Below are 23,363 nucleotides of genomic sequence, written 5' to 3' on the forward strand. Positions count from 1 at the left end.
GCTGTTAATTTTAAAATAAAATGCAGGTTTTTAGGGAGAAAGGACGTTTACTTGAGGCTATTCGCGAGAAGAAATCTGAAGAAAAGAGCATCGGACTGGTGCCAACCATGGGTGCTTTACATGAAGGTCATCTATCCCTGGTTCAATTCGCCACACAACAAACAGATCAGGTTGTTGTATCCATATTTGTAAATCCAACTCAATTTGATGACCCGGATGATCTGGAAAAATACCCTAGAAATCTCGAGCAGGATATCGCATTATTAAAGACTAAATTCGAAAATTTATGGATTTTTAGCCCTAATGCGACTGAACTCTATGACGGCAAGATCGTTTCCCAGCAATTTGATTTTGGTGGCTTGGAGAATGTCATGGAAGGAAAATTTAGAAATGGACATTTTAATGGTGTTGGCACCGTAGTGAAAAAATTGTTCGAAGCCACGGAACCTGATAAAGCTTTTTTCGGTGAAAAGGATTTTCAGCAATTACAGATTATTCGCAAACTTACAGATCTCACAAAACTACCAGTGGAAATCATTGGCTGCCCAATTTTAAGAGAGGATAGCGGACTTGCAAGGTCGTCACGAAATGAACGTCTAACTGATGCAAACAGGCAGAAAGCAGCTTTTATTTATAAAACGCTACAAACTGCCAGTGAGCTATTTGGCACAAAAAGTGCTAAAGAAGTGACAGACTGGGTTGAGGCGGCATTTCAAGATCAGGATGTTCTGGAACTGGAATATTTTATGATTGCTGAAGCTAATAGTCTTCAAAAAATTGAAACCAAAGAAAAAGAAAAACAATACAGGGCGTTCATCGCAGTATATGCAGACGATATTCGTCTCATCGATAACATCGCTCTGAACAATTAATTCATGATGCAGATTCACGTAGTAAAATCCAAAATTCACAGAGTTAAAGTAACCGGTGCAGATCTAAATTATATTGGTAGTATCACTATCGATGAAGATTTAATGGAAGCGGCGAATATCATTGAAGGTGAAAAGGTACAGATCGTTAATAATAATAACGGTGAACGTCTTGAAACTTACGTAATTCCAGGCCCTAGAAATTCAGGTGAGATCACTTTAAACGGTGCGGCAGCAAGAAAAGTTGCCAAGGACGATATTTTGATCATTATCGCGTATGGAATTATGGAAATAGAAGAAGCTAAAAACTTTAAACCCTCATTGGTATTTCCTGATGAAGAAACCAATCTTTTGAAATAAGGCGTTGAGCAAAAAATTCAAAAAGTTTTTAAAAATTAGTATCCCCTTATTTCTGGGGATTTTTTTAGTATGGTATTCATTACAGAGTTCTACTGCCCAGGAACGTGCAAGCCTGTGGCAGAGTATTGTTGATGCCAACAAATTCTGGATTGCAATTTCTTTTGTTCTTGGAACGCTTTCACATCTTTCCAGGGCTTATCGTTGGAAGTTTATGCTGGAACCAATGGGTTATACCACCCGGCTTCCAAATCGTTTCATGGCAGTAATGGTCGCCTATCTTGCTAACTTCGGAATTCCAAGATCTGGTGAAGTTTTGCGTGCTGCCACGCTAACTACTTATGAAAAGGTTCCTTTTGAAAAAGGTTTCGGAACCATTATTTCTGAAAGAGTTGCTGATCTACTTATTCTAATGCTCATCATTGGCGTTGCGCTTATTTTGCAAACCGACGATCTTTTAGGATACCTGCATGATCAGAACATTAAACCCATGAATACCCTACTCATTTTTCTGGGACTGGTAGTACTCGGAGTTTTAGGCCTTACAGTTATTAAAAGATCGAACTGGGGACCTTTTAAAAAAATAAAAAAACTCGCAAAAGGCCTGCTGGAAGGGATGCGAAGTATCCTGAACATGCGCCAGAAATGGGCTTTTATAGGACATACCATCTTTATCTGGTCAATGTACCTATGCATGTTCTTCGTAATAAAACTAAGCGTTCCAGAGACTGCAGATGCTACTCCAGGCACCATTCTGGCTGCATTCGTTGTGGGAAGTTTTGCAGTTTCAGCAACTAATGGTGGCATAGGAGTCTATCCATTAGCCGTAGGCGGAATCCTGATGTTCTTTGGGATCGAATCACATGCTGCTGAAGCGCTTGGCTGGATCTCCTGGGCAACTCAAACCGCTGTGGTTCTGTTATTTGGCGGACTATCATTTATACTGTTACCGCTTTTTAATAACAGGAAATAATACTTACCTTTCCTGTCCGAATCAATACTACACCTATGAAACGTTTATCAACCATGCTATTGGCACTCATTCTGCCTTTAGTAAGCTGGTCGCAGATCTTGCACGAGACCGTCAACTCTCAAAAGTTAGGAGAACAAAGAGAAATTAAAATTCAACTTCCCAGAAATTACGAACAGAATTCAGAGAAGAGATACCCTGTTGTGGTCGTTCTGGATGGAGACTACCTGTTCGAACCCGTAGCTGGTATGGTAGATTATTATTCTTACTGGAAAGATATTCCTGAAATGATCGTTGTGGGAATCAATCAGGATGGAATTCGTATGGAAGACACAGCCTATGGAGAAAACTCTCTTCCTGCAGATAAAGGCGCTAAGTTTTTTGAATTTATAGGTATGGAATTACTCGCCAGTCTCGATCAAAAATACAGAACTTCAAATTTCCGTATGATCGTAGGGCATGATTTTACGGCTAATTTTATCAATTATTATCTCCTTAAACAGGAGCCTATTTTCAAAGGTTATATTAATCTTAGTCCTGATCTGGCTCCAGAAGTAGCGAACTGGGTTACGGATGCATTAGAATCTTCAGAATCCAAAAAATGGTTCTATCTGGCAACTTCAAACGAGGATATTCCTGCACTAAAATCTGGTATTGCCAGTTTTGATAATCAATTGAAAGGCATCAACAATAAGCTGGTTTCTTATAAATTTGAAGAATTTACGGGTGAATCTCACTACTCGCTGGTCGGTAAGGCCATACCATCTGCAATTTCAAGCATGTTTGAGATCTACCGCCCTATTTCAACCAAAGATTATAATGAAATCCTTCTGCAAACTTCCATATCTCCTACCCAATATCTTACCGAGAAATATGAGTCGATCGAAGAACTTTATGGTCTTAAAAGACAAATAAGCATCAACGATTTTATGGCTGTTCATAACGCTATTGAAAAAACACGAAACTGGGAAGCCTATAAGGATCTTTACAAACTTGCTTTTGATCATTATCCGGGAACCATGTTGGGAACATTCTTCGAAGCCCGACATGAAGAAGAAACCGGGAATCCCAAAAAGGCAATGCGTATGTATCAAAATGCCTACGGACAAAAAAGTATCGCGTTCCTGGATGCAGATTATATGCTGGAGAAGGCAGATGCAATCAAAAAAGATTTCGGTTATTAGCAGAATATAATTTAGAAGATGGCAAAGGTAAAGACAACATTCTATTGTCAGAAATGTGGTGCACAATACGCAAAATGGCAGGGGAAATGCAACAGTTGCGGCGACTGGAATACGATAGTAGAAGAGCTTGTTGCTAAACCTGAAAAAAAGGACTGGAAAACCAGTGCCAGTAAGGAAGCCAAAAAATTAGCCAGGCCGTTGCTCATTGCTGAAATTGAAACTACACCACACGACCGTCTGAATACTGGAAACAATGAACTAAATCGTGTACTTGGAGGTGGGCTCGTTCCGGGGTCGCTTACTTTGCTCGGTGGTGAACCAGGAATTGGGAAAAGTACGCTACTACTTCAGATCAGTCTGCAACTAAAATACAAGGTATTATACGTTTCCGGAGAAGAAAGTCAGCAGCAAATAAAAATGCGCGCTGAACGTATCGACCCTAATCCTGCCAACTGTTTTATCCTTACCGAAACTAAGACTCAGAATATCTTCCGTCAGGTAGAAGAGATCGAGCCTGAAGTGGTTATTATCGATTCGATCCAGACCTTGCATAGTGATTATATTGAAAGCGCTCCGGGAAGCATTTCGCAGATAAGGGAATGCACTGCCGAGCTTATAAAATTTGCTAAGGAAAGTAATACTCCGGTCATTTTGATAGGGCATATCACGAAAGAAGGAAGTATCGCTGGCCCGAAGGTTCTTGAGCATATGGTCGATACCGTTTTGCAGTTTGAAGGAGATCGAAACCATGTATACAGGATCCTTAGAGCGCATAAAAATCGCTTCGGAAGCACACATGAATTAGGCATCTATGAGATGCAGGGCAGCGGACTCCGGGAAGTCAACAATCCTTCAGAAATACTTATTTCCAAGAATGATGAAGATCTAAGTGGAACAGCCATCGCTTCTACACTGGAAGGAATGCGACCATTAATGATCGAGATCCAGGCTTTGGTAAGCACCGCTGTCTACGGGACACCACAGCGCTCTACCACCGGTTATAATGCCAAAAGACTGAATATGTTATTGGCAGTTCTCGAGAAAAGAGCTGGATTCAGGCTGGGAGCGAAAGATGTTTTCCTGAATGTTACTGGCGGTATTAGTGTGGATGACCCGGCGATAGACCTCGCGGTTGTTGCTGCAATTCTGTCTTCAAACGAAGATATTGCCCTTCCAAAAGATATCTGTTTTGCTGCTGAAATTGGCCTCGCTGGTGAGGTGAGACCTGTAACCAGGGTCGAGCAAAGAATTCTTGAGGCCGAGAAACTTGGTTTTGCCAGCATTATGGTCTCTAAACAGAATAAATTCCCGAAATCTGAATATCATATCAGGGTCATTAAAGTTTCCAAAATTGAAGATGTTGTAAGTCATCTTTTTGAATAGACTGGCACAATTGCTGCGTATATTTAGCTCGATATGAAGCAAATGCGCAACCTTAGGTATATTTTTATTTTCTTGCTTATTTCTGGCTGTTCTCAGCTGGAAAAGGCTGAAGATCTTATTTCAGGTCTTTCTGAAAAAGAGAAATATCAACGGGATCAGGATATTTCAGATGAATTATTTAGTCTTTGGGAATCCAGGATTCAGAAAGCTTTAAACGATAGTATTGAAGTTGAAATGCCCTATACCGAAGCAGGAAACTTGAAACCTAAAAGCTTCCATATTTATTCTTACCAGGCGTATTTAAAACCAGGTGAGATCCTGAACACAAATTTTAAAACCGACTCCTCCTCCACCCTTATTTTTACTGAAATATATCGTCGTAACAATCAAACTAAAAAGTTTGAACAGGTTTTAAAACCTAAACCTGATGGTTCTATCTCCTACGAAGTAGAAGAAAACGGACTCTATAAAGTGATCTTTCAGCCGGAAATTGAAGCTCATACACCGTTTACAATTCAACTTGCCATACTACCGGCTTATCAATTTCCAGTTTCTGGCGGGGAAAATGCAGATATTGGTAGTTACTGGGGAGATATTCGGGATGGTGGCAGCCGGGACCATGAGGGTATAGATATTTTTGCAGATCGGGGAACGCCGGTGATCGCAACAACTTCAGGAAGAATAGGTTTTTCAGGAGAGAAAGGCCTTGGTGGAAAACAGGTCTGGCTGCGTGATTCTAAACGATCTCAATCTCTATATTATGCTCACCTGGATAGTATAGTACCAAATTTAAATTCGGTCAAAACTGGCGATACTCTTGGCTTTGTTGGCAATACCGGAAATGCAAAAACCACACCTCCACATTTACACTTCGGAATATATCGCAGGAATACTGGAGCGATTGATCCGCTGGGATTTGTTTATAAAACTGAAACCCTGGAAAGTGCTATTCCGAAGGAAAATGAAATAGCGCGACAACTTAGAGTAAATTCGAACAAAGCAAATCTTAGGAATAAAGCAGCGGCCAGTAATTCTAAAATAATGAAAACTGCCAGAAATGGCGAATTGTTGTTCGTACAAGGTAAAACGGCCGATTGGTATCATGTTCGTGATAGCCTCGATCGTTCTATGTATGTGCATGAGAGCCTGGTAAGACCAAGTATTTAGGGTGCAGGATTCGGAATTTGTTGATGGATCTCATCGATCTCTTTCAAAATTTCATCGCTAAGAACGATATCAACACTTTCAATATTTTCCTTTAGTTGCTCCATGGTCGTAGCACCAATAATATTGCTGGTTACGAATTTTTGCTGATTCACAAAAGCTAAAGCGAGATGGGTTAAACTAAGATCATGCTTATCTGCAAGATCTTTGTATTTCCTGGTTGCTTCGACTGCCAGATCGTTTGAATATCTCTTATACTGCGGAAACAGATCTAAACGGGAGTTCTTTTGAATACCATTTAAATGCTTTCCACTAAGCGTTCCCATTCCAAGCGGTGAATACGGAAATAAGCCTACATTCTCCCGATGAAGTATTTCTGTTAATCCAACCTCGTCTTTTCGATTCAGCAGACTGTATGGATTTTGAACGGTCACTACTTTCGGCAGTTTATCTCCTGCAGCCTGAAGGAATTTCATGAGTCCGTACGGAGTTTCGTTACTCAAACCTATATGACCTATTTTCCCTTGCTGAACAAACTCCTGCAAAGATTCCAGGATCTCCTGAAAGTTTTCTTCCCAGGCTTCAGATTCATCATGCTTATAATCCAGTTTTCCGAAGAAATTGGTATTACGTTCCGGCCAGTGCAACTGGTAAAGATCGATGTAACCTGTTTGCAATCTCTTTAAGGAATTATGCAATGCATCCTGGATGGCCTCTTTATGAAAACCAAGATTTTCGCGAATATGCGAAACCATATCTCCGGGACCAGCCACTTTGCTGGCGATCACCACATCATCTCTTCTTCCGGTTTTCTTCAACCAGGACCCGATCACTTTTTCTGTACTTCCCTGAGTTTCTGCCTTCGTTGGGATCGAGTACATTTCAGCAGTATCAATAAAGTTCACACCTTTATCCAGGGCGTAATCTATTTGCTCGTGACCTTCAGCCTCTGTATTCTGCTCGCCCCAGGTCATGGAACCAAGACAGATCTTACTAACTTTAATATTGGTATTTGGTAGATTGTTGTATTTCATCTAATTATTCAATTTCATTAAGAACGCGAGTGATTTCATCCAGTTTTGGAGTAAGAATCACTTCAATTCTACGGTTTTTGGCTTTTCCTGCTTCAGAATCATTATTGGCGATTGGTGCATATTCACCTCTACCAGCAGCGGTAAGACTTTGAGGGTCAATCTGGTTGTTTTCGCGTAGGATCTGCACTATAGACGTCGCTCTTTTAGTAGAAAGATCCCAGTTGTCTTTTAACTGACCGCTACCACCATAAGGCACATTATCTGTATGTCCTTCAATTAGAACTGCGATATCGGGATTTTGGGCAAGTACGCTTCCCAGCTGTTTAACTGCTTTTCTTCCTTCCTGGTTCACTGCCCAGCTACCAGAATCGAACAGCAATTTATTTTCCATGGAAACATATACTTTTCCATCTTTTTGCTCAACGCTTAATCCCTTACCCTCAAATTTTGTAAGAGCATTTGATACTGCATTCTTAAGAGCGTTCATCTTGGCGTCTTTAGCTGCAATAACAGACTCCAGTTCATCGATTCTCTGAGAACGGAGATTGAGGTCTTTTTGAAGCTTTTCCAGTCGGTTCTTTTCAGTAATCAGGTCGGCTTCTTTTTCGTCTAATTGCGCGAGTAACTCTCTATTTTGACGGGAATTCTCCAAAATGGCTGCTGAACTGTTTTGCTCCAGCGCATCATAGGATTCCTCCAGGCTGGAATAGTTCTTCTGCAACGCAGCAAATTTCTGCATAAGATCATTTCGCTCTGTGGTAGCAGCATCGTACTCTTTTTGTAAGCTGGCAAGATCATTGCCAAGCTTTTCCGAATTACTTCGGAAGGAATTGAGGTCCTCAGTCATGCTTCTATTCTCACGCTGAAGGTCTGCATTTCTACCTTCCAGATCATTGTATTTTTTCGATGAAACACAGGATGTTCCCAATGCCAGAAGTGTTAAAATTGTAAGAATTTTAAGTTTCATATTTTTTATTTTTCGATTTCTACTAGAACGGGACAATGGTCACTATGGTATGCTTCCGGCAGGATTACTGCTCTTTTCAAGCGATCTTTAAGTGGCGCTGCCACCAGGTTATAATCGATCCTCCATCCCTTATTGTTATTTCGTGCATTGGCTCTGTAACTCCACCAGGAATACTGATCTGGCTCTTCATTAAAATGACGAAAGCTATCTATAAAGCCACTTTGCATCAACCTATCGATCCACTGTCGTTCTTCAGGAAGAAATCCGGAAGTGTTTTTTAATCTCACCGGATCGTGAATATCGATGGCTTCGTGACAAATGTTATAATCCCCGCCAATGATCAAATTAGGTCTGGACTTTTTAAGTTCATCTATATAATACTGGAAGTCCTCCATAAATTTGAACTTAAAATCGAGCCTTGCAGTATTGGTACCCGATGGCAAATAGAGACTCATGACTGAAAGTTCTCCAAAATCTGCCCGAATTACCCGGCCTTCATAATCCATATAATCTATTCCGGTCCCATACTCTACATGATCTGGTTTGGTTTTACTCAAAATTGCCACGCCGCTATAACCCTTTTTAGTTGCGGGATACCAGTATTGATATGGATACCCAGCTTTTTCAAAGACTCCCAGATCAAGTTGTTCTGGAGTAGCTTTAATTTCCTGAATAAGAACCACATCTGGATCTGCCTGTTGTAACCAGTCAAGAAAACCTTTCTTGATCGCAGCCCTGATGCCGTTTACATTATATGAGATAATAGTCATAGAATTCGATTTTGCACAAAAATAACGCTATCTGAACTTTTCGTGGTCCCGGATAGCGTTATGATTTATTTAAAATGATTGTTATTTGACGATAAAGCGTTTTACTTTTCCAACTTTTCTTGTACCTACGCGAACCAGGTAAACTCCCCTTGCAGCGTATGACATATCCAAATCGTAGATATAACCATCCCCTTCATTCAGGATCAGGTTTTCCAGAAGCAATTGTCCGCTAATATCATGAACCGTGAGACGTAGTGGTTCATTAAAGCTTGTTTCCATTACTACCCTGTAAAGTCCTTCTATGGTTGGATTTGAAACCACGATCAATTCGGCTTCATTTAGGATGAAGTCTTCAATATCTAAAGTACTGTCAATGATATTTACTGAATAATCATGTGTTGTTCCATAGGCCATTACTGAACATGGATCATTTAGATCTCCATCAAAACTGGTATCGCCAGCTCTAATTCTCAGTAAGTGTTGTCCCAATTTGGCATCTTCAGGTAAACTGAAATTATAGGTAAAAGGCGTATTAATTTCCGGAATCACTTCCGAAGTAATTAGTCTTTCAGAATCTTCAAAAACCGCATTATCATTTAGATCGATCCACATGGAAAACTTCTCCACATCATCATCTGCAAAATTGGTTTGAACAGTTACGCTATAATCGTTGATTGATCGATCAAGATTCGTAGTACCTCCAATAAAATCAAGATATCCTGTAGTACATGGAATTCTTTCATTTACAAAATCATTGATCTCGAAATAAAATATACCATCCCCCTGGGAACAATCTGAACCTTCTGGAATACAATCTAGATTGGCAACCGATGTCCTTTCTGAATCATTCGATGGATCAAAATCGTTTGCCAGTCTGGTTCTGGCTGTAATCGTATATCTCCCGGAACTTGAGAAATTAGAAGTTTGATTAAAAGTATAAGTTTCAAGACCTCCGACTTCAAGGGCTCCAGTGAAAACTTCAGAAACAGTAGCATTATTTCCAATTTGGTAAGAAACCGGGATATTGCTTTGCGGCTCTCCCCCAAAGTTCTCGATCGTGACAGTCACCTGCTCAGAAGCACTCAGATTCTCTCCAGACTCCGGCGCGTCGATAGAAGTAACTCCAACATCATTAGGTGGTAAGTTCTTCACCTCAGCTTCGATACTATCATTTCCGGGATTAACATCACCTTCAAGATTGGTAGAAATAACCAGTGTATAGATCTGGCCTACTTCGGAAAGATCTGCGAGTTCAGAAAAATTAAATTCAGCAACACTTTCCGCAGGAATGGTTTCAGTATAGGTTTGAGTTACAGTTTCACCTCCATTTATGGTATAGCTGATCTCAAAATTAGATTGAGGATTAAGTCCGAAATTTCTAAGCCTGATGCTAATTTGTTCTGAAGCTGTTAAACTTGCATCTTCGGGACTTTCCAGGCTAATCACTCCAATATCGTTGAGTTCGGTTGCAGAAAATCTAAAAACGCCCACTTTATTAAGACGTCTTGTTCCTTCAAAATATTCCGCATTATGCCAGAAGGTTAGATCATCTACCGGGTCTATACTTAGATGCGCATAATCTCCATAGCGTCCAAAAGGACTGGGCTGCGGACTCAATCCCTCCACAATGCTTTGCTCTTCGATGCTCATGATTCCCAATGCATCATTTACGTACCTGCCGGTATAACGAATGGAAGGGAAAATTGGATCTACAGGATTATCATCCAGAATCGTAAAACCGAGAGCTATGTTTCCCCGGGCATCTATCCCTATGCTTCCGCTAAATCTATCACTAGGGTCCGGGGCATACGTACCTTCCTGGTAAACACTCCAGGCTGCTCCATCGTTTGCCTGTCTTAGTTCATACCAGCGAATGCCCGCATGTTCAGCAGGACTAGCATCCACATCTACCACAAAGTTCATAACGACCGAATTGTGATCTTCAAACCTGCGATACTGGGTCATGTACATCATGGCACCTTGCAGGGCATCAATATCTGTATCACTCCCTGGCTGAGCAAGATTTTTAAAGCTACCACCATCAAATGTTGCTATAAACGGTGATACACCATCAGTAAGCTCCTGACTTAACCTTATGCTGGAAGATGAAAGGTCCTCCCAGTTTACATCCATAAGCCAGATCTTTAAGTGATCTTCATTAACCCCAGCCCATTGATCGTCCTGTAAATAAATAATTGGCGCATCTCCTGCAGGTGGAAGATCTGATCCCATCACACTGAAACCTGCCGGACTGTAGAATCCATTATTCTGAATTCCCGGTAAAGGAAAACCCAGTATTCTAACATCATTTGCACCTGCCAGCATTCTATCACGCTCCAGAACATAAACAATTTCTTTACCCTGTGGTTCTAAGGCATCCTTGTTGGTAGTGATATAATAACCGTCGCTCCAAAGTGAAATTTTTGGATAATCTGGCAATGATTCCAGGTCAAATCTATAGGTATACCATCCACTGTTTACAGGATCGGGACCCTGAGAAACTGCGAAAAGCAATGCCGCAGGAGAATTACTTGTACCTCTTGGTGCAAGGTCATCACTAAATTGCATGACCACGAACCTATCTGCCGACTCATCGTAGAAAACGATAGGATCCCCATCAGTTTCATCATTGAAAGCACCACCAATACTGGCGAGCGAGGAACCTGGGATTAAAACATTTCCCTGCTTATCCCAGATCGCAAATTCAGAATTCCATGCGTTCACATAATGATTTCGACCTACGGCACCTGTTGGATCTGAAGGAGTTGATCTCGTATCTGCTCCATCAAAAGTGAATATTGGCGCTTTCGCCGGGATCTCACCTTTTTTCTTTTGTACAGTAGGATCATCCCTTTTTGGCAGGCCTTTCCCTGGAACGATCTTATTGATCCCCCTGTTTCTCGGATTATAAAGCTTTTGCTTTTTGGTAGAAGGTATCAATCGTTTCTTTGAAAGTGCTCCCGATTTAATTACGCTGGCAGAATCTATGAATGCAGGTCCCATTCTTTCTTTTTCCTGGGAAAAAACGTTCAGCTGAAAAAGAAATAAAAGTGGAAGTAATAGTATATATTTTTTCATCGCGAATGCATCAACTTCAATAATGACTAAAAATAGACATTATCAAATTTAATCAATATAAAAAAGGCAATTAATCGCTTAATTGCCTTTATATCGGGACTATACCAAAAATGAATATGTCTATGCGAAATCTTTCATCCAGGTTTTAAAGTCGGTTTCTTTTCTAATCAATGCATTGAGTTCAGAGATTTTCACTCTTTTCTGCTCCATGGTATCGCGAAATCTCACAGTTACTGAATCATCTTCCAGTGAGTCATGATCTACCGTAATACAAAGCGGAGTTCCGGCAGCATCCTGTCTTCTATATCTACGCCCAATGGCATCTTTCTCATCATACTGTACTCTAAAATCCCATTGAAGTTCATCAATGATCTTATGGGCAAGTTCCGGCAAGCCGTCTTTCTTCACCAGTGGCAATACTGCGGCTTTTGTTGGAGCCAGTACCGCAGGAAGTTTTAATACCGTACGGGTATTCCCATCTTCCAGTTGTTCTTCTTTTAACGAAGATGAAAGAACTGCCAGGAACATGCGATCAAGACCTATCGAGGTTTCGATCACATAAGGCACATAATTTTCTTTAAGCTCAGGATCGTAGAACCTCAGCTTTTTACCAGAATGTTCTTCATGAGCTTTAAGGTCAAAATCTGTTCTCGAATGAATTCCTTCAAGTTCCTTAAATCCAAATGGGAAATCAAATTCAATATCTGCCGCTGCATTTGCGTAATGCGCTAATTTTTCATGATCATGGAATCTGTAATTCTCTTCACCCAGACCTAATGATCTATGCCAGTTTAATCGTACTTCTTTCCATTTCTCGTACCACTCAAGTTCTTCACCCGGTCGTACAAAAAATTGCATTTCCATTTGTTCAAATTCTCTCATTCTGAAAATGAACTGTCTGGCTACGATCTCATTTCTGAAGGCTTTACCAATCTGTGCTATCCCGAAAGGAATTTTCATTCTTCCTGTTTTCTGAACATTCAGAAAGTTTACAAAGATACCCTGAGCAGTTTCTGGTCTCAGGTATAGATCTGTAGCAGAATCGGCTGAAGCTCCTAGTTTAGTTCCAAACATAAGGTTGAACTGTCTAACTTCAGTCCAGTTCTTGGAACCTGTATCGGGATCTGCGATTTCAAGTTCTTCTATCAACTTTTTGACATCATCAAGATCCTCATTGGTAAGCGAGCGAGCCAGTCTTTCCAGGATCTCTTTACGATCACCTAAATATCTTTGCACTCTTGGATTGGTCTGCCTGTACATTTCTTCATCGAAATCTTCACCAAACCTTTTCTTTGCTTTTGCTATTTCCTTTTCTGCTTTCTGAAGTAGCTTTTCAGCATAATCCTCTACCAGAACATCTGCGCGATATCTCTTTTTAGAATCTTTATTGTCAATAAGAGGATCATTAAAGGCATCGACGTGGCCAGAAGCCTTCCAGGTGGTGGGATGCATTAAGATTGAAGCATCTATCCCAACAATATTCTGGTGTAACTGCGTCATACTTCTCCACCAGTATTCCTTAATGTTTTTCTTCAGCTCAGCTCCATTCTGGCCATAGTCATATACAGCACTCAGGCCATCATAGATCTCACTGGATTGAAATATATACCCATACTCCTTGGCATGGGAAATCACGTTCTTAAAAAGGTCTTCTTGTTTTGCCATGGAACAAAAATAAAAAAACCGCCCTGAATAAGCTTCAAGGCGGTCTGTATTTTATATTTTAATAATCTACTTCAGGCTAAAACTTCCGTTTGCAAGAAGAACAGCGTCATTATAAACATAGACCTTATAAGTTCCTTCCAGTAGTTTATCCTCATCTGTATTCGAAAGAATACAAACATCCAGTTCATCTTTTTCATAGAATACTTTCGAAGATGCACTATAAACCATCGCTCCACCCTCATGTTGCACCACGATCTGGTCACCTACCAGTTCATTTTCAGGATTATAAACCTGTACGTACATGGTTTTCTCACCTGTATCTGCAAGATCATTGGCCGTTAAAGTAAAACAGGTTCTAATCTGGTCAATACGTCCTGTTCTATCATTTTCAACAAGTTTCCCGCTATTTCTAACGATTACACCTTCTCCTTTTAAACCGGTGATTTTAAGTCGTGATGCCTTGTCAACCTTTGTAGAAAGACTTTGATTCGTATTCCGTAAAGAATCTGAAAATCTTGTTCTTTCCTGCAAAGCAACGCTTGTACTATCCAGAGAAGTACTCAATTGTTGATTCTGCGCACTTAAACTATCTACCACGCGAAATAGTCTGTCTTTCTCAGCTTTTAAATTACCGATCTCTCTTCTATATCTCGAGATCATAACCAGATTCGCTTCATTATCTTTTACTGAATCTAATAATCTAGTAATTCGATCACGCGCATTTACGAGGTCCTGATCCATCACCTCATTCTCATCGATCGCCTCATCGTATTTAATGATAAGTTCGTTCAATTCATCTTCTATAACTGTTTTTTCCTTCTGAAGGATCTCTTTATTCTCCTTTTCTTCGTTATAGAATTTAATGGTGTAAATACTCAGGGCAATAAGCGCCACGGCAAGTACACCCGTAAGAACTTTTAATGCAGTATTGCTTTTATTTTCTGTCATTATGAATCAATTTAGTTTGTAAATTTATACGTTTAACCAAGTCTGGTACAAGCCATTAACAAATGTTTCACGATTTCATTAATCTTCTTTATCCGGCTTCCTGTCACATTTGTCAGGCAGAACTTGTGAAAAATGAGCATATACTTTGTACCAGTTGCCTGCATGATCTTCCGGTTACCAGATATCATTTAGATAACGACAATCCGGTCAAAAAAATTTTCCAGGGCAGGGTAAAGATAGACAAAGCAACCGCATTATTACATTTCAGAAAAAAATCTGGGGTACAACAGCTTATCCATGATCTGAAATATCGCGGACACCAGGAAATTGGAAAATATCTTGGTACATGGCTGGGAGAAGAGCTATCGGCTATAGATGATTACAGGAAAATTGACCTTGTTCTTCCTGTTCCTTTGCATAAATCCAGATTAAAAGAACGCGGTTACAACCAGGTAGAAGCTTTTGGAATCGAGATCGCTAACAAGCTGGATGCTGAGTATAGATCTGATCTTATTTTGAAAGTAAACGCCATGCAAACACAAACCAAAAAAGGCAGGATCTCCCGTTGGGGCAAGATTGAGCAAACGCTCCAAATTCAGAAGCCCGATGAATTGAAGGGAAAGAATGTGTTGCTGGTTGATGATCTGGTTACAACCGGAGCGACTCTGGAAGCCTGTGCTCATAAATTACTTGAAATAGAAAATATCAGCATATCTATCGCTACCATGGCAATTACACACTAAGCATTACGTTGTAATTCAAAATAATTGTTTCTTTGCTAAAAGAATTCCCTTTCATTCATGAAGAAAAGAGTACCCGGTTTTATTCTCGTTTTGATACTTCTGTTCACCACAGTACAGTGTGCAAAGAAAGGAATGCCCGAGGGCGGACCGGTAGATGAAGATCCGCCAAAATTCTTGAGAGCAAACCCAGAAAATTTTACTACTAATTTCGACAAAGAGGAAATCCGAATTTACTTCGATGAATATATTAAGCTGGACAAACCTTCCCAGCAGATCATTATTTCTCCTCCCATGGTCCCGAAACCGAACATCATGCCTCTGGGAACTGCGAGAAAAGATATAAAGATAGAGATCACTGATACTCTGGAAGAGAATACTACCTATGCCATTAACTTCGGAAAATCTATCGTAGACAACAATGAGGGGAATCCCTATGATTATTTCAAATATGTATTTTCAACAGGAGATTACATAGATTCACTAGCAGTTTCAGGTATTGTTAGAGACGCTAAGCTGAAAGAACCTTCAGAAGTAATTTCTGTAATGCTTTATGAAGCCGATACATCTTACACAGACTCCATAGTTTTCAAGGAAACTCCAAGGTATATCACTTACTCCCAGGATAGCACTTTTAATTTCAGTCTTGAAAATCTTAAGGCAGGTACCTACAGAATGGTTGCACTTATGGATAGCAACGATAATTACCTGTATAATCCTAAAAAGGAAAAAATTGGTTTCGTAGAAGGTGATATTACGATTCCTACTGAAGAAACCTTTGAGCTTACAGTTTTCAAGGAACAGCTCGAATTCGAACCTAAAAAGCCCAATCATTTTAAAGGGAACCAGATCATTTTTGGTTATGAAGGATATGCAGATCCCGATAGTATTAAAATCGATTTGCTTTCCGCCAGGCCTGAAGGTTTCCGCTCGAGAATAATAAAGGACCCTGTAAAAGACACCTTATATTACTGGTATAATACCAGTCCGGAACTGGATACCCTCATGTTTGCGGTGAATTCACCAAAGACGCAGGATACTTTAATTGCGAGAATGGGTAATCTGGAACGTGACTCCTTAATGGTTTCAACTGAAAATGGCGATTTGATCAAAGATTTTAAGTTAAAAGCCAATACACCAATCGTTAGTTATGCTGCAGACCAGATCAGGATCATGGACATGGATTCTGCCGATGTTCCTTTTGAAGCTGAATTTGATCCCTTACTGAATGAAGTGAGACTGAAATTCGAGAAAAAGCCCTCAAATAATTATAATATCACTGCATTTCCTGGTGCAATCACAGACCTTTTTGAAGACACCAATGACACGATCTATAAGAACATTACCACTAAAGATCTTTCAGCATTTGGTACTATCATCATAGATCTTCAGAATATTCAGCAATTTCCAGTGATCGTACAGTTAACGAATATTAAAGGTGAAATTCTCGCTGAGCAATATTCAGAAGACCGGTCGAATTTCACTTTCAATTATCTTAATCCCGGGGATATCCTGGTGCGTGTTATTTTTGATAGCAACGCTAACCAAAAGTGGGACACCGGTAATTTCCTCAAAAAGGTTCAGCCGGAAAGGATTCAGTATCTAAGAGACACTTTGGAAGTTCGCGCTAACTGGGATCAACCGTATACATTTAGTCTAGACTAAAAGAATCACGATCCTGTAAGAATTTCAATTTCTCACGGGTTTCCAGCATTTCCTTTTTAGATAGTTCGAATTCCTCCACGAATTCTTCAGATCTATTCAGGCCGGTGATCGCATTACCTAAAACATCGTAAGCAGCAGAATGCCCGTTGTAAACATAGCCATCTCCATCCTCACCGGTTCTATTCAATCCAATGCAGTAGCTCATATTTTCGATAGCACGCGCTTTCAGTAATGCATCCCACGCGTTCACACGTTTTTCTGGCCAGTTAGCTACATAGATTAATACATCATAATCTTCAGTATTTCTAGCCCATACCGGGAATCGAAGGTCATAGCATACCAGCGGACAAATCTTCCATCCTTTGTAGTCTACGATCAACCTGTCTTTTCCGGCAGTATACGTAAGATGTTCCTTTGCCAGAGTGAAAGTGTGTCGTTTATCATAAATTTTATAATCCCCATCAGGAAATACAAAAAAGAGTCGGTTATAATATTCGCCATGATCTTTAATGATCACACTTCCGGTAATTGCTGAGTTTTTATGTTTAGCCGTTTGGATCATCCATCTAAGTGTCTTTCCATCTGTTTCTTCAGCAAGATTTTCAGCATTCATACTGAAACCTGTCGTGAACATTTCCGGCAATACAATAAGTTCTGTCTTATCGCTGATCGCTTCTATCTTTTCGGAAAACATCTGCAGATTCGCATCAGAATTTTCCCATTCCAGCTTAGCCTGAATTATGGCTACTTGTAATTTATCATCCATACTCAAAAATATAAAATTCGTGTAAAGCTGTGCCAAAGCAGTGTTAAATCATTGTGCAACGCCTGCTTTATAAATAGTTTTATTCCACATTAAAATCAAAATCATGAGTGTAGCAAATTTCTTTCAGAAGGATTCATATGTTTCTAATACAAGTCGTAGCGTAATTTCAGGTTTTATTGGTGGTCTTGCCGGGACTGCAGTTAAAACCCTTATCGAGCAGGTTCTTCCGGTTAGAGAAATTGACCAGAAGTCCTCCCAAATGAAAATAGTAGACGACCTTTCGACTAAGATCACAGGTAGCCCGGTAAGCACTCACAACGAAGCACTGGCAGAACAGTTAGTGAACATTCCAATGGGTGGTTCTCTTGGAGCCGCTTATGGATATGGTAAAAAGAATCGTTTTGGTCTTAAACCTATGGATGGGATCATTTTTGGTGCTACGACCTGGGCTTCTACCCACGAGACTTCTTTACCAATATTAGGTCTTGAGCCTAAACCTACAGATGTACCAGTAAGAATGCAAATCAATGAGCTTTTTGCCCATGTTGCATTTGGCGTAACTACAGAGCTAGTAAGACATTATATCGATAAGCAAATGAGAGAGAGCAACTAAGCCTCTAATTGCTTCAACATTCTTTTAATTCTGTCTTCAAGTTTTTCTGAAGATAATTTTTCACGCATTCTATCTGTAATGATTGGAAATGAGAAGGGTGTTGGTTTCGCACATTTTTTCCAGACGATCGTTTGTTTCGAAATTCTATCAAGGGAGATTCTTAATCTCCCTTCTTCCAATTGATGTTCAAAAGTCTCCTGAAAGGCTTGCTGATACAGTAAATTATCCTCTTCATAATCTCTAAAAACACTGAATAATAGTTGAGAATTCGACTGAAGGTGTTTGCTTTTGATCAGCTTATTAGGATAGCCGGTAAATACCAATCCAGCAATTACTGCTATATCGCGGAATTTTCTACGGGCCATTTCCGTAGCATTCAGACTTTTATAGAGATCATCCATTAAAAAATCTGCAGAAAACAGATTGTTATCCAATACTTGCTGCATATCGATCTCCTGGTCTGAAAGTAATTCGAATCCGTAATCATTAAATGCGATTGAAAAGCTTATAGGAACTAGCAAACTGATACGGTAAGCAAGTAAACTACCCAGAGCTTCATGCACAAATCTCCCGTCAAAAGGATAGAAAACGGCATGATAACCTTCCCGGGTTTTAAAAGTTTCTATTAAAAACTCATCTGCCTTTGGAATGATTGAATCTCTTTGCTGTCTCTTGAAAATAGGCTTTAATGCTTCAAATTCAGGACTGGTCTTCTCATCCTGCTCTAGTGCTGAAGCTTCATACATTTCATCACGTAATAATTCACTCATTTGAGCTGAGAAAGTCATTCTTCCACCAGACCAACTGGGTACTTTGGCCGTTTTCTTTTTTGATTTTCTAACCAGCACCTGCATGTTCTTAATTCGAACGAGTTCCAGGTTTCTACCGGCAAACGTGAAAACATCACCGGGTTTTAATTTGGATATAAAGAACTCTTCCATAGTTCCTATATAACCACCCTTAATATATTTTACACTCAGTACGGCGTCGCTTACGATCGTTCCAATTTGAAGTCGGTGACGCATGGCAACTCCCCGGTTATTGATCTTAAACTTTCCATCTTCCTCGATCTCGACTTTTTTGTATTCATCGTAAGACTGAAGACTCTGGCTCCCTTTGGTAATAAAATTCAGGATCCATCGCCATTGATCTTCGGTGATACCCTGGAAGCAAAACGTACTGGCGATTTCTGGAAAGATCTCTTTTGGGAAGAAACCGTTGGAGACTGCCAGCGTATTTAAATATTGAACCAGAACGTCAAAACTCATCAGGTAAGGCACTCGATCCTCTACCGCCTTTTTTACTACGGCCTTTTGTAAAGCTGAAGCCTCGATCAACTCTATAGCATGTGTTGGTAGAAAGTAGATCAAACTTACCTTCCCAGGCTGGTGACCACTTCTACCCGCCCTTTGTAAAAATCTCGCTACACCTTTGGGCCCGCCAATTTGCACGATAGTTTCTACTGGTGCGAAATCTACTCCAAGGTCAAGACTCGAAGTACAGACCACAGCTTTCAAACTTTCATTTCTTATCGCCTGCTCGACCCAGAGCCTGGTCTCTTTATTGATACTCCCATGATGCATGGCCACTTCACCGGCAAACTCTGGGTATTTACTTAGTAATTTCTGAAACCAAAGTTCACATTGTGACCTGGTATTTGTGAAAAGCAGCGTGGTTCTGGATTCCTTGATAATAGGCACGACCTCATCCAGCAAATGCAGACCTAGATGTCCACGCCAGGGGAATTTCTCCATTTTCTTCGGAATAATAGATCGAACATCGATCTTCTTTTTCAGGAATGCTCTTACCAAAACCGAATTTTCATAGGCTTTGGATTCTGGTCCTAGCAACACTTCCCTTGCCTGATCAAGATTCCCAATAGTGGCAGAAATACCCCAGATCCTTAGATCTTTGGAGATAGTTTTCAATCGGGAAAGGCCTAATTCTACCTGTACACCTCTTTTGGTCCCCAGCAGTTCATGCCACTCATCGATCACGATCGCCTGCAGATCCTTGAATGTCTTATCGTAGTTCTTAGAAGCCAATAGTAATTGCAGACTTTCAGGAGTCGTAATGAGTAGATCTGGCATGGAGCGTTTCTGCGCGGCCCGGTCCTTCTGGGAAGTATCTCCAGTCCTGATACCCACGGTAAATTGAGTTCCCATTTCTTCCGCAAAGCGTGAAGCGGCTTGCTCGATCTCAACACTTAGTGCTCTAAGCGGAGTGATCCATATCGCCTTTAGACCTTTCTTGTGTTTTGTTTTATAATCCGGATTTTTACGAATATAGTCCAGTACTATTGGCACCCACAGTGCGTAAGTTTTCCCACTGCCCGTAGGCGCATTCAATAATCCGTTTTTCTTCTGAAGATAGGCTGTCCAGGTATCCTTTTGAAATTTAAAGGGTTTCCAGTCCTGTCCCGCAAACCAGTCATCTGCCAGTCCTATGAGTTCTGCGCGCTTCATTATGGTATAAGCGCTTTTAGATCATCCAGCGTATTGGCTTCTTCGATCTTTTTGTCTAATCTCCAGCGAAGTATCCTGGGGAACCTTGTTGCGACACCACTTTTATGTCTTTTAGATTCCGCAATGCCTTCAAATGCAATCTCGAATACGTAATGTGGAGTTACACTTCTAACCGGGCCAAAGCGGTCTAGCGTATTTCTTTTGATCCAGGCATCCAGCTTTCTGAATTCCTTGTCGGTAAGACCGGAATAAGCCTTTGCGAAAGTGACCAGTTCTTTTTTTTCCTCATCCCAAAGCCCGAATGTGTAATCTGTAAATAAATTACTTCTCCTTCCATGACCTCGCATGGCGTAGGTAAGAACAGCATCTATCGTAAGCGGATCAACTTTCCATTTCCACCAGTCGCCTTTTTTCCTCCCTACGAGATACGGGGAATCAAGCCTTTTCAGCATTAATCCTTCCGACTTTACTTCTCTCGAATTTTCGCGCTCTACAGCGGCTTCTTCCCAAGTTTTAAATCTTATACTTTCTGAAAGATGTAATGGCAGCTCTTCGCTTCGAACTTCGTGATATAGCTTTTCCAGGATCTCACGTCTCTCTCCAAATGCTGTATCCCGAATGTCCTCACCTTCCCATTCCAGAATATCATAGGCTTTTAGAATCACCGGTGTTTTTTCCAGAAGCTTCTTACCAACATTCTTACGTCCAATCCGTGTTTGCAGGTCATTAAAAGTTCCAATTTCACCATCTGGAAATGGCAGAATTTCTCCATCGATGACCGTTCCGTTGGGTACAACGCCAACCAAAGCTTCAAATTCGGGGTATTTATCGGTTACCAGTTCTTCTCCTCGTGACCAAACAAATAACTGGTCATTTCTAATAATTACCTGCGAACGTATACCATCCCATTTATGCTCTGCGCTCCATTCTGAAACATCTCCAAGTGCATCAGGTTCATCTTCAATGGCGTAAGCCAGATAAAATGGATATGGTTTTGAAAGAAAATCCTCTTCATTTTCCTCGAGAATAAGCTTGTTATAGGTAATCTTTGAAGGTTCCCAGTTACCCATTAATTTATAAGCGAGGATATCTTCATCGATTTCGGTAGCTTTCGCCAGGGCACGAGTCATCAATTTCTGACTTACTCCAATTCTAAAACTTCCGGTTATAAGCTTGGTGAATACGAATCGTTCGTAATAATTCAGATTTAACCAGTTGTCAAAAAGATATTCCTTTTTTACTTCTTCTGGCTTTTTCTTCAATTCAAGGATCTCCTGTAAAAATTGATTCAAACTCTTTTCCGTAGAACTATCGCTCTTCGGAATAACAAGTGCAATGGTTTCAGCCAGATCCCCAACAATATGATAGGACTCTTCAAATAGCCAGAGCGGGATATTCGCTAATTCTGAAGCCCATTCCCGCATGAGTGTGGTATTTACCGGTCGGGGTGGTCTTCGATGACTCAAGATCGCGATAGTCCAAACCTTGTCCTTGTCTTCAGCATTTTTAAAATACTCGGTAAGAGCTTCAACTTTCAAGGTAGTTTTATTGGTACTATCCAGGGTTTTGATCAAATCTGCAAATGCTCTCATTCCGAATCCTTTTCTTTATCGCTTTCCAGTTGCCCGGTCTCACTTTCGTATTGAGTTTCTTCCGTTCGTGCATCATAACCCTGTTCGCGAAGATATTTCGAAAATATATCGGTATATCCATGAGTACAGATCACTTTTTCGCAACCAGTTTCTTTTATCGACGATAGCAAACCCTGCCAGTCACAATGATCACTGAGCACAAAACCTTTATCGATCGCCCGTCTTCTTCTGGCACCACGAAAAGTCATCCATCCACTGGCTGAAGCAGTTACATATGGCACCATTTTCCTGATCCAGGTACTTCCATGAGCACTTCCCGGGGCAAGTACAATATTACCTTTTAGTTCTTCTTTCGTAGTTTCTCTTGTCACTCTTGTAGTTTCATGAAAATCCATTTGAGAACGTAAAACTTCAGTCATATTTTCGATCGCTCCATGAGTATAAATCTTTCCAATCGATGGATCTAAATGCTTCAGTAATCGCTGGGCTTTTCCGAGGGAATAACCGAAGAGTACAGAAGTTCTTCCATCTGACTGGTTTTGATCCCACCAGTTATTTATTTCAGCAAAAACCTGCTTCTGTGGGGTCCATTTAAAAGCGGGCAGTCCAAAGGTACATTCAGTAATAAAAGTATGGCATTTTACAGGTTCATAAGGCACCGCAACACCATCATCCTCGGTCTTATAATCTCCGGTAAAAACCCAGATTTCACCTTTATATTCCACCCTGATCTGGGAAGAACCAATAATATGACCCGCCGGATGCAACGAAAATTTCACTCCGTTGATCGTAAAGCTTTCATTCCATTTCTTGCCGGTGACATTTATTTCTCCCAGCCGGTGACTAATGATAGGCACATTGCTATGATGCGTGATATATTTCTTGTGACCATACCTGCTATGATCTGCATGACCATGAGAAATAATCGCCTTATCCACAGGTTTCCACGGATCCAGATATACATCTGCAGCAGCACAGTAAATTCCTTTGTCGTTAAAAGCCAGTAGCGGTGTTTCCATAAATTCTGAAGAAAATTGAATTTAAATAATACTGGATTCAAACGGAAAGGATTAAGAAAAGATTAGCGAACGACTAGCAAGAATAATGCTGGCTTTGCGTAATTAAAGTGCGGG

At 40.5% G+C, this 23,363-nt stretch carries 19 protein-coding genes; 9 read left to right on the forward strand and 10 right to left on the reverse strand.

Annotation, left to right across the window (positions count from 1 at the left end; genetic code table 11):
• Positions 1-20: 20 nt before the first annotated feature.
• From panC to T8I65_RS15105, 6 genes are read left to right on the forward strand one after another with little or no spacing between them, the layout of a single operon-like run.
• Positions 21-872 (forward strand): pantoate--beta-alanine ligase, encoded by an 852-nt coding sequence (gene panC, locus T8I65_RS15080; RefSeq protein ID WP_322301367.1) that lies wholly within the window; start codon positions 21-23, stop codon positions 870-872.
• Positions 873-878: 6 nt separating this feature from the next.
• A complete protein-coding gene (panD, locus tag T8I65_RS15085) occupies positions 879-1,229 on the forward strand; it encodes an aspartate 1-decarboxylase (protein WP_141879264.1) in 351 nt (116 codons plus the stop codon).
• A gap of 4 nt (positions 1,230-1,233) precedes the next feature.
• Positions 1,234-2,199: a lysylphosphatidylglycerol synthase transmembrane domain-containing protein gene (locus T8I65_RS15090; protein ID WP_322301368.1), complete on the forward strand. Its 966-nt coding sequence runs from the start codon at positions 1,234-1,236 to the stop codon at positions 2,197-2,199.
• Between the two features lie 35 nt (positions 2,200-2,234).
• Positions 2,235-3,380, forward strand: coding sequence for an alpha/beta hydrolase (locus T8I65_RS15095; RefSeq protein ID WP_322301369.1), 1,146 nt, complete (start codon positions 2,235-2,237; stop codon positions 3,378-3,380).
• An 18-nt stretch (positions 3,381-3,398) separates the two neighbouring features.
• Positions 3,399-4,763 (forward strand): DNA repair protein RadA, encoded by a 1,365-nt coding sequence (gene radA / locus T8I65_RS15100; protein WP_322301370.1) that lies wholly within the window; start codon positions 3,399-3,401, stop codon positions 4,761-4,763.
• 42 nt (positions 4,764-4,805) lie between these two features.
• Positions 4,806-5,930 carry a peptidoglycan DD-metalloendopeptidase family protein gene (locus tag T8I65_RS15105; RefSeq protein ID WP_322301371.1) on the forward strand — a complete coding sequence of 375 codons (1,125 nt, stop codon included), beginning with the start codon at positions 4,806-4,808 and terminating at the stop codon, positions 5,928-5,930.
• Here T8I65_RS15105 and T8I65_RS15110 read toward each other — a convergent pair.
• The 6 genes from T8I65_RS15110 to T8I65_RS15135 all read right to left on the reverse strand — a co-directional run bounded on the left by T8I65_RS15110 (position 5,927) and on the right by T8I65_RS15135 (position 14,389).
• The gene (locus tag T8I65_RS15110; protein WP_322301372.1) at positions 5,927-6,961 is read right to left on the reverse strand and encodes an NADP(H)-dependent aldo-keto reductase; all 1,035 of its coding nucleotides are present in this window, start codon (positions 6,959-6,961) and stop codon (positions 5,927-5,929) included. The genes T8I65_RS15105 and T8I65_RS15110 overlap by 4 nt on opposite strands.
• Positions 6,962-6,965: 4 nt before the next feature.
• Complete coding sequence (locus tag T8I65_RS15115; RefSeq protein WP_322301373.1) at positions 6,966-7,928, reverse strand: OmpA/MotB family protein; 963 nt, start codon at positions 7,926-7,928, stop codon at positions 6,966-6,968.
• Positions 7,929-7,933: 5 nt separating this feature from the next.
• Positions 7,934-8,698 (reverse strand): exodeoxyribonuclease III, encoded by a 765-nt coding sequence (locus T8I65_RS15120; protein ID WP_322301374.1) that lies wholly within the window; start codon positions 8,696-8,698, stop codon positions 7,934-7,936.
• Positions 8,699-8,779: 81 nt separating this feature from the next.
• Positions 8,780-11,776, reverse strand: coding sequence for a GEVED domain-containing protein (locus T8I65_RS15125; protein ID WP_322301375.1), 2,997 nt, complete (start codon positions 11,774-11,776; stop codon positions 8,780-8,782).
• A gap of 120 nt (positions 11,777-11,896) precedes the next feature.
• Positions 11,897-13,441: a glycine--tRNA ligase gene (locus T8I65_RS15130; protein ID WP_322301376.1), complete on the reverse strand. Its 1,545-nt coding sequence runs from the start codon at positions 13,439-13,441 to the stop codon at positions 11,897-11,899.
• A gap of 66 nt (positions 13,442-13,507) precedes the next feature.
• Entirely contained in the window at positions 13,508-14,389 is an 882-nt protein-coding gene (locus T8I65_RS15135) for a hypothetical protein (RefSeq protein ID WP_322301377.1), read from the reverse strand.
• A 62-nt stretch (positions 14,390-14,451) separates the two neighbouring features.
• On the opposite strand from T8I65_RS15135, the gene T8I65_RS15140 reads away from it, so the two are divergent.
• Both T8I65_RS15140 and T8I65_RS15145 read left to right on the forward strand, forming a co-directional pair.
• Positions 14,452-15,132: a ComF family protein gene (locus T8I65_RS15140; protein ID WP_322301378.1), complete on the forward strand. Its 681-nt coding sequence runs from the start codon at positions 14,452-14,454 to the stop codon at positions 15,130-15,132.
• A 57-nt stretch (positions 15,133-15,189) separates the two neighbouring features.
• Positions 15,190-16,794 (forward strand): Ig-like domain-containing protein, encoded by a 1,605-nt coding sequence (locus T8I65_RS15145; RefSeq protein WP_322301379.1) that lies wholly within the window; start codon positions 15,190-15,192, stop codon positions 16,792-16,794.
• Here the strand turns inward: T8I65_RS15145 and T8I65_RS15150 are convergent.
• Positions 16,781-17,560: an amidohydrolase gene (locus tag T8I65_RS15150; protein WP_322301380.1), complete on the reverse strand. Its 780-nt coding sequence runs from the start codon at positions 17,558-17,560 to the stop codon at positions 16,781-16,783. The two genes, T8I65_RS15145 and T8I65_RS15150, sit on opposite strands and share 14 nt — an antisense overlap.
• A 103-nt stretch (positions 17,561-17,663) precedes the next feature.
• Here T8I65_RS15150 and T8I65_RS15155 point away from each other — a divergent pair, with 103 nt between their 5' ends.
• On the forward strand, positions 17,664-18,173 hold the full coding sequence (locus tag T8I65_RS15155; RefSeq protein ID WP_141879046.1) for a DUF1440 domain-containing protein: 510 nt from the start codon (positions 17,664-17,666) through the stop codon (positions 18,171-18,173).
• Here the strand turns inward: T8I65_RS15155 and T8I65_RS15160 are convergent.
• Genes T8I65_RS15160 through T8I65_RS15170 form a run of 3 tightly spaced genes read right to left on the reverse strand, consistent with a single transcriptional unit; the run spans position 18,170 to position 23,249 of the window.
• A complete protein-coding gene (locus T8I65_RS15160) occupies positions 18,170-20,638 on the reverse strand; it encodes a ligase-associated DNA damage response DEXH box helicase (RefSeq protein ID WP_322301381.1) in 2,469 nt (822 codons plus the stop codon). The genes T8I65_RS15155 and T8I65_RS15160 overlap by 4 nt on opposite strands.
• Positions 20,638-22,230, reverse strand: coding sequence for an ATP-dependent DNA ligase (locus tag T8I65_RS15165; RefSeq protein WP_322301382.1), 1,593 nt, complete (start codon positions 22,228-22,230; stop codon positions 20,638-20,640). The genes T8I65_RS15160 and T8I65_RS15165 overlap by 1 nt, the downstream gene beginning before the upstream one ends.
• Entirely contained in the window at positions 22,227-23,249 is a 1,023-nt protein-coding gene (locus T8I65_RS15170) for a ligase-associated DNA damage response exonuclease (protein ID WP_322301383.1), read from the reverse strand. The genes T8I65_RS15165 and T8I65_RS15170 overlap by 4 nt, the downstream gene beginning before the upstream one ends.
• Between the last annotated feature and the right edge of the window lie 114 nt (positions 23,250-23,363).

It is taken from the genome of Christiangramia sp. OXR-203 (assembly GCF_034372165.1).
GTDB lineage: Bacteria > Bacteroidota > Bacteroidia > Flavobacteriales > Flavobacteriaceae > Christiangramia.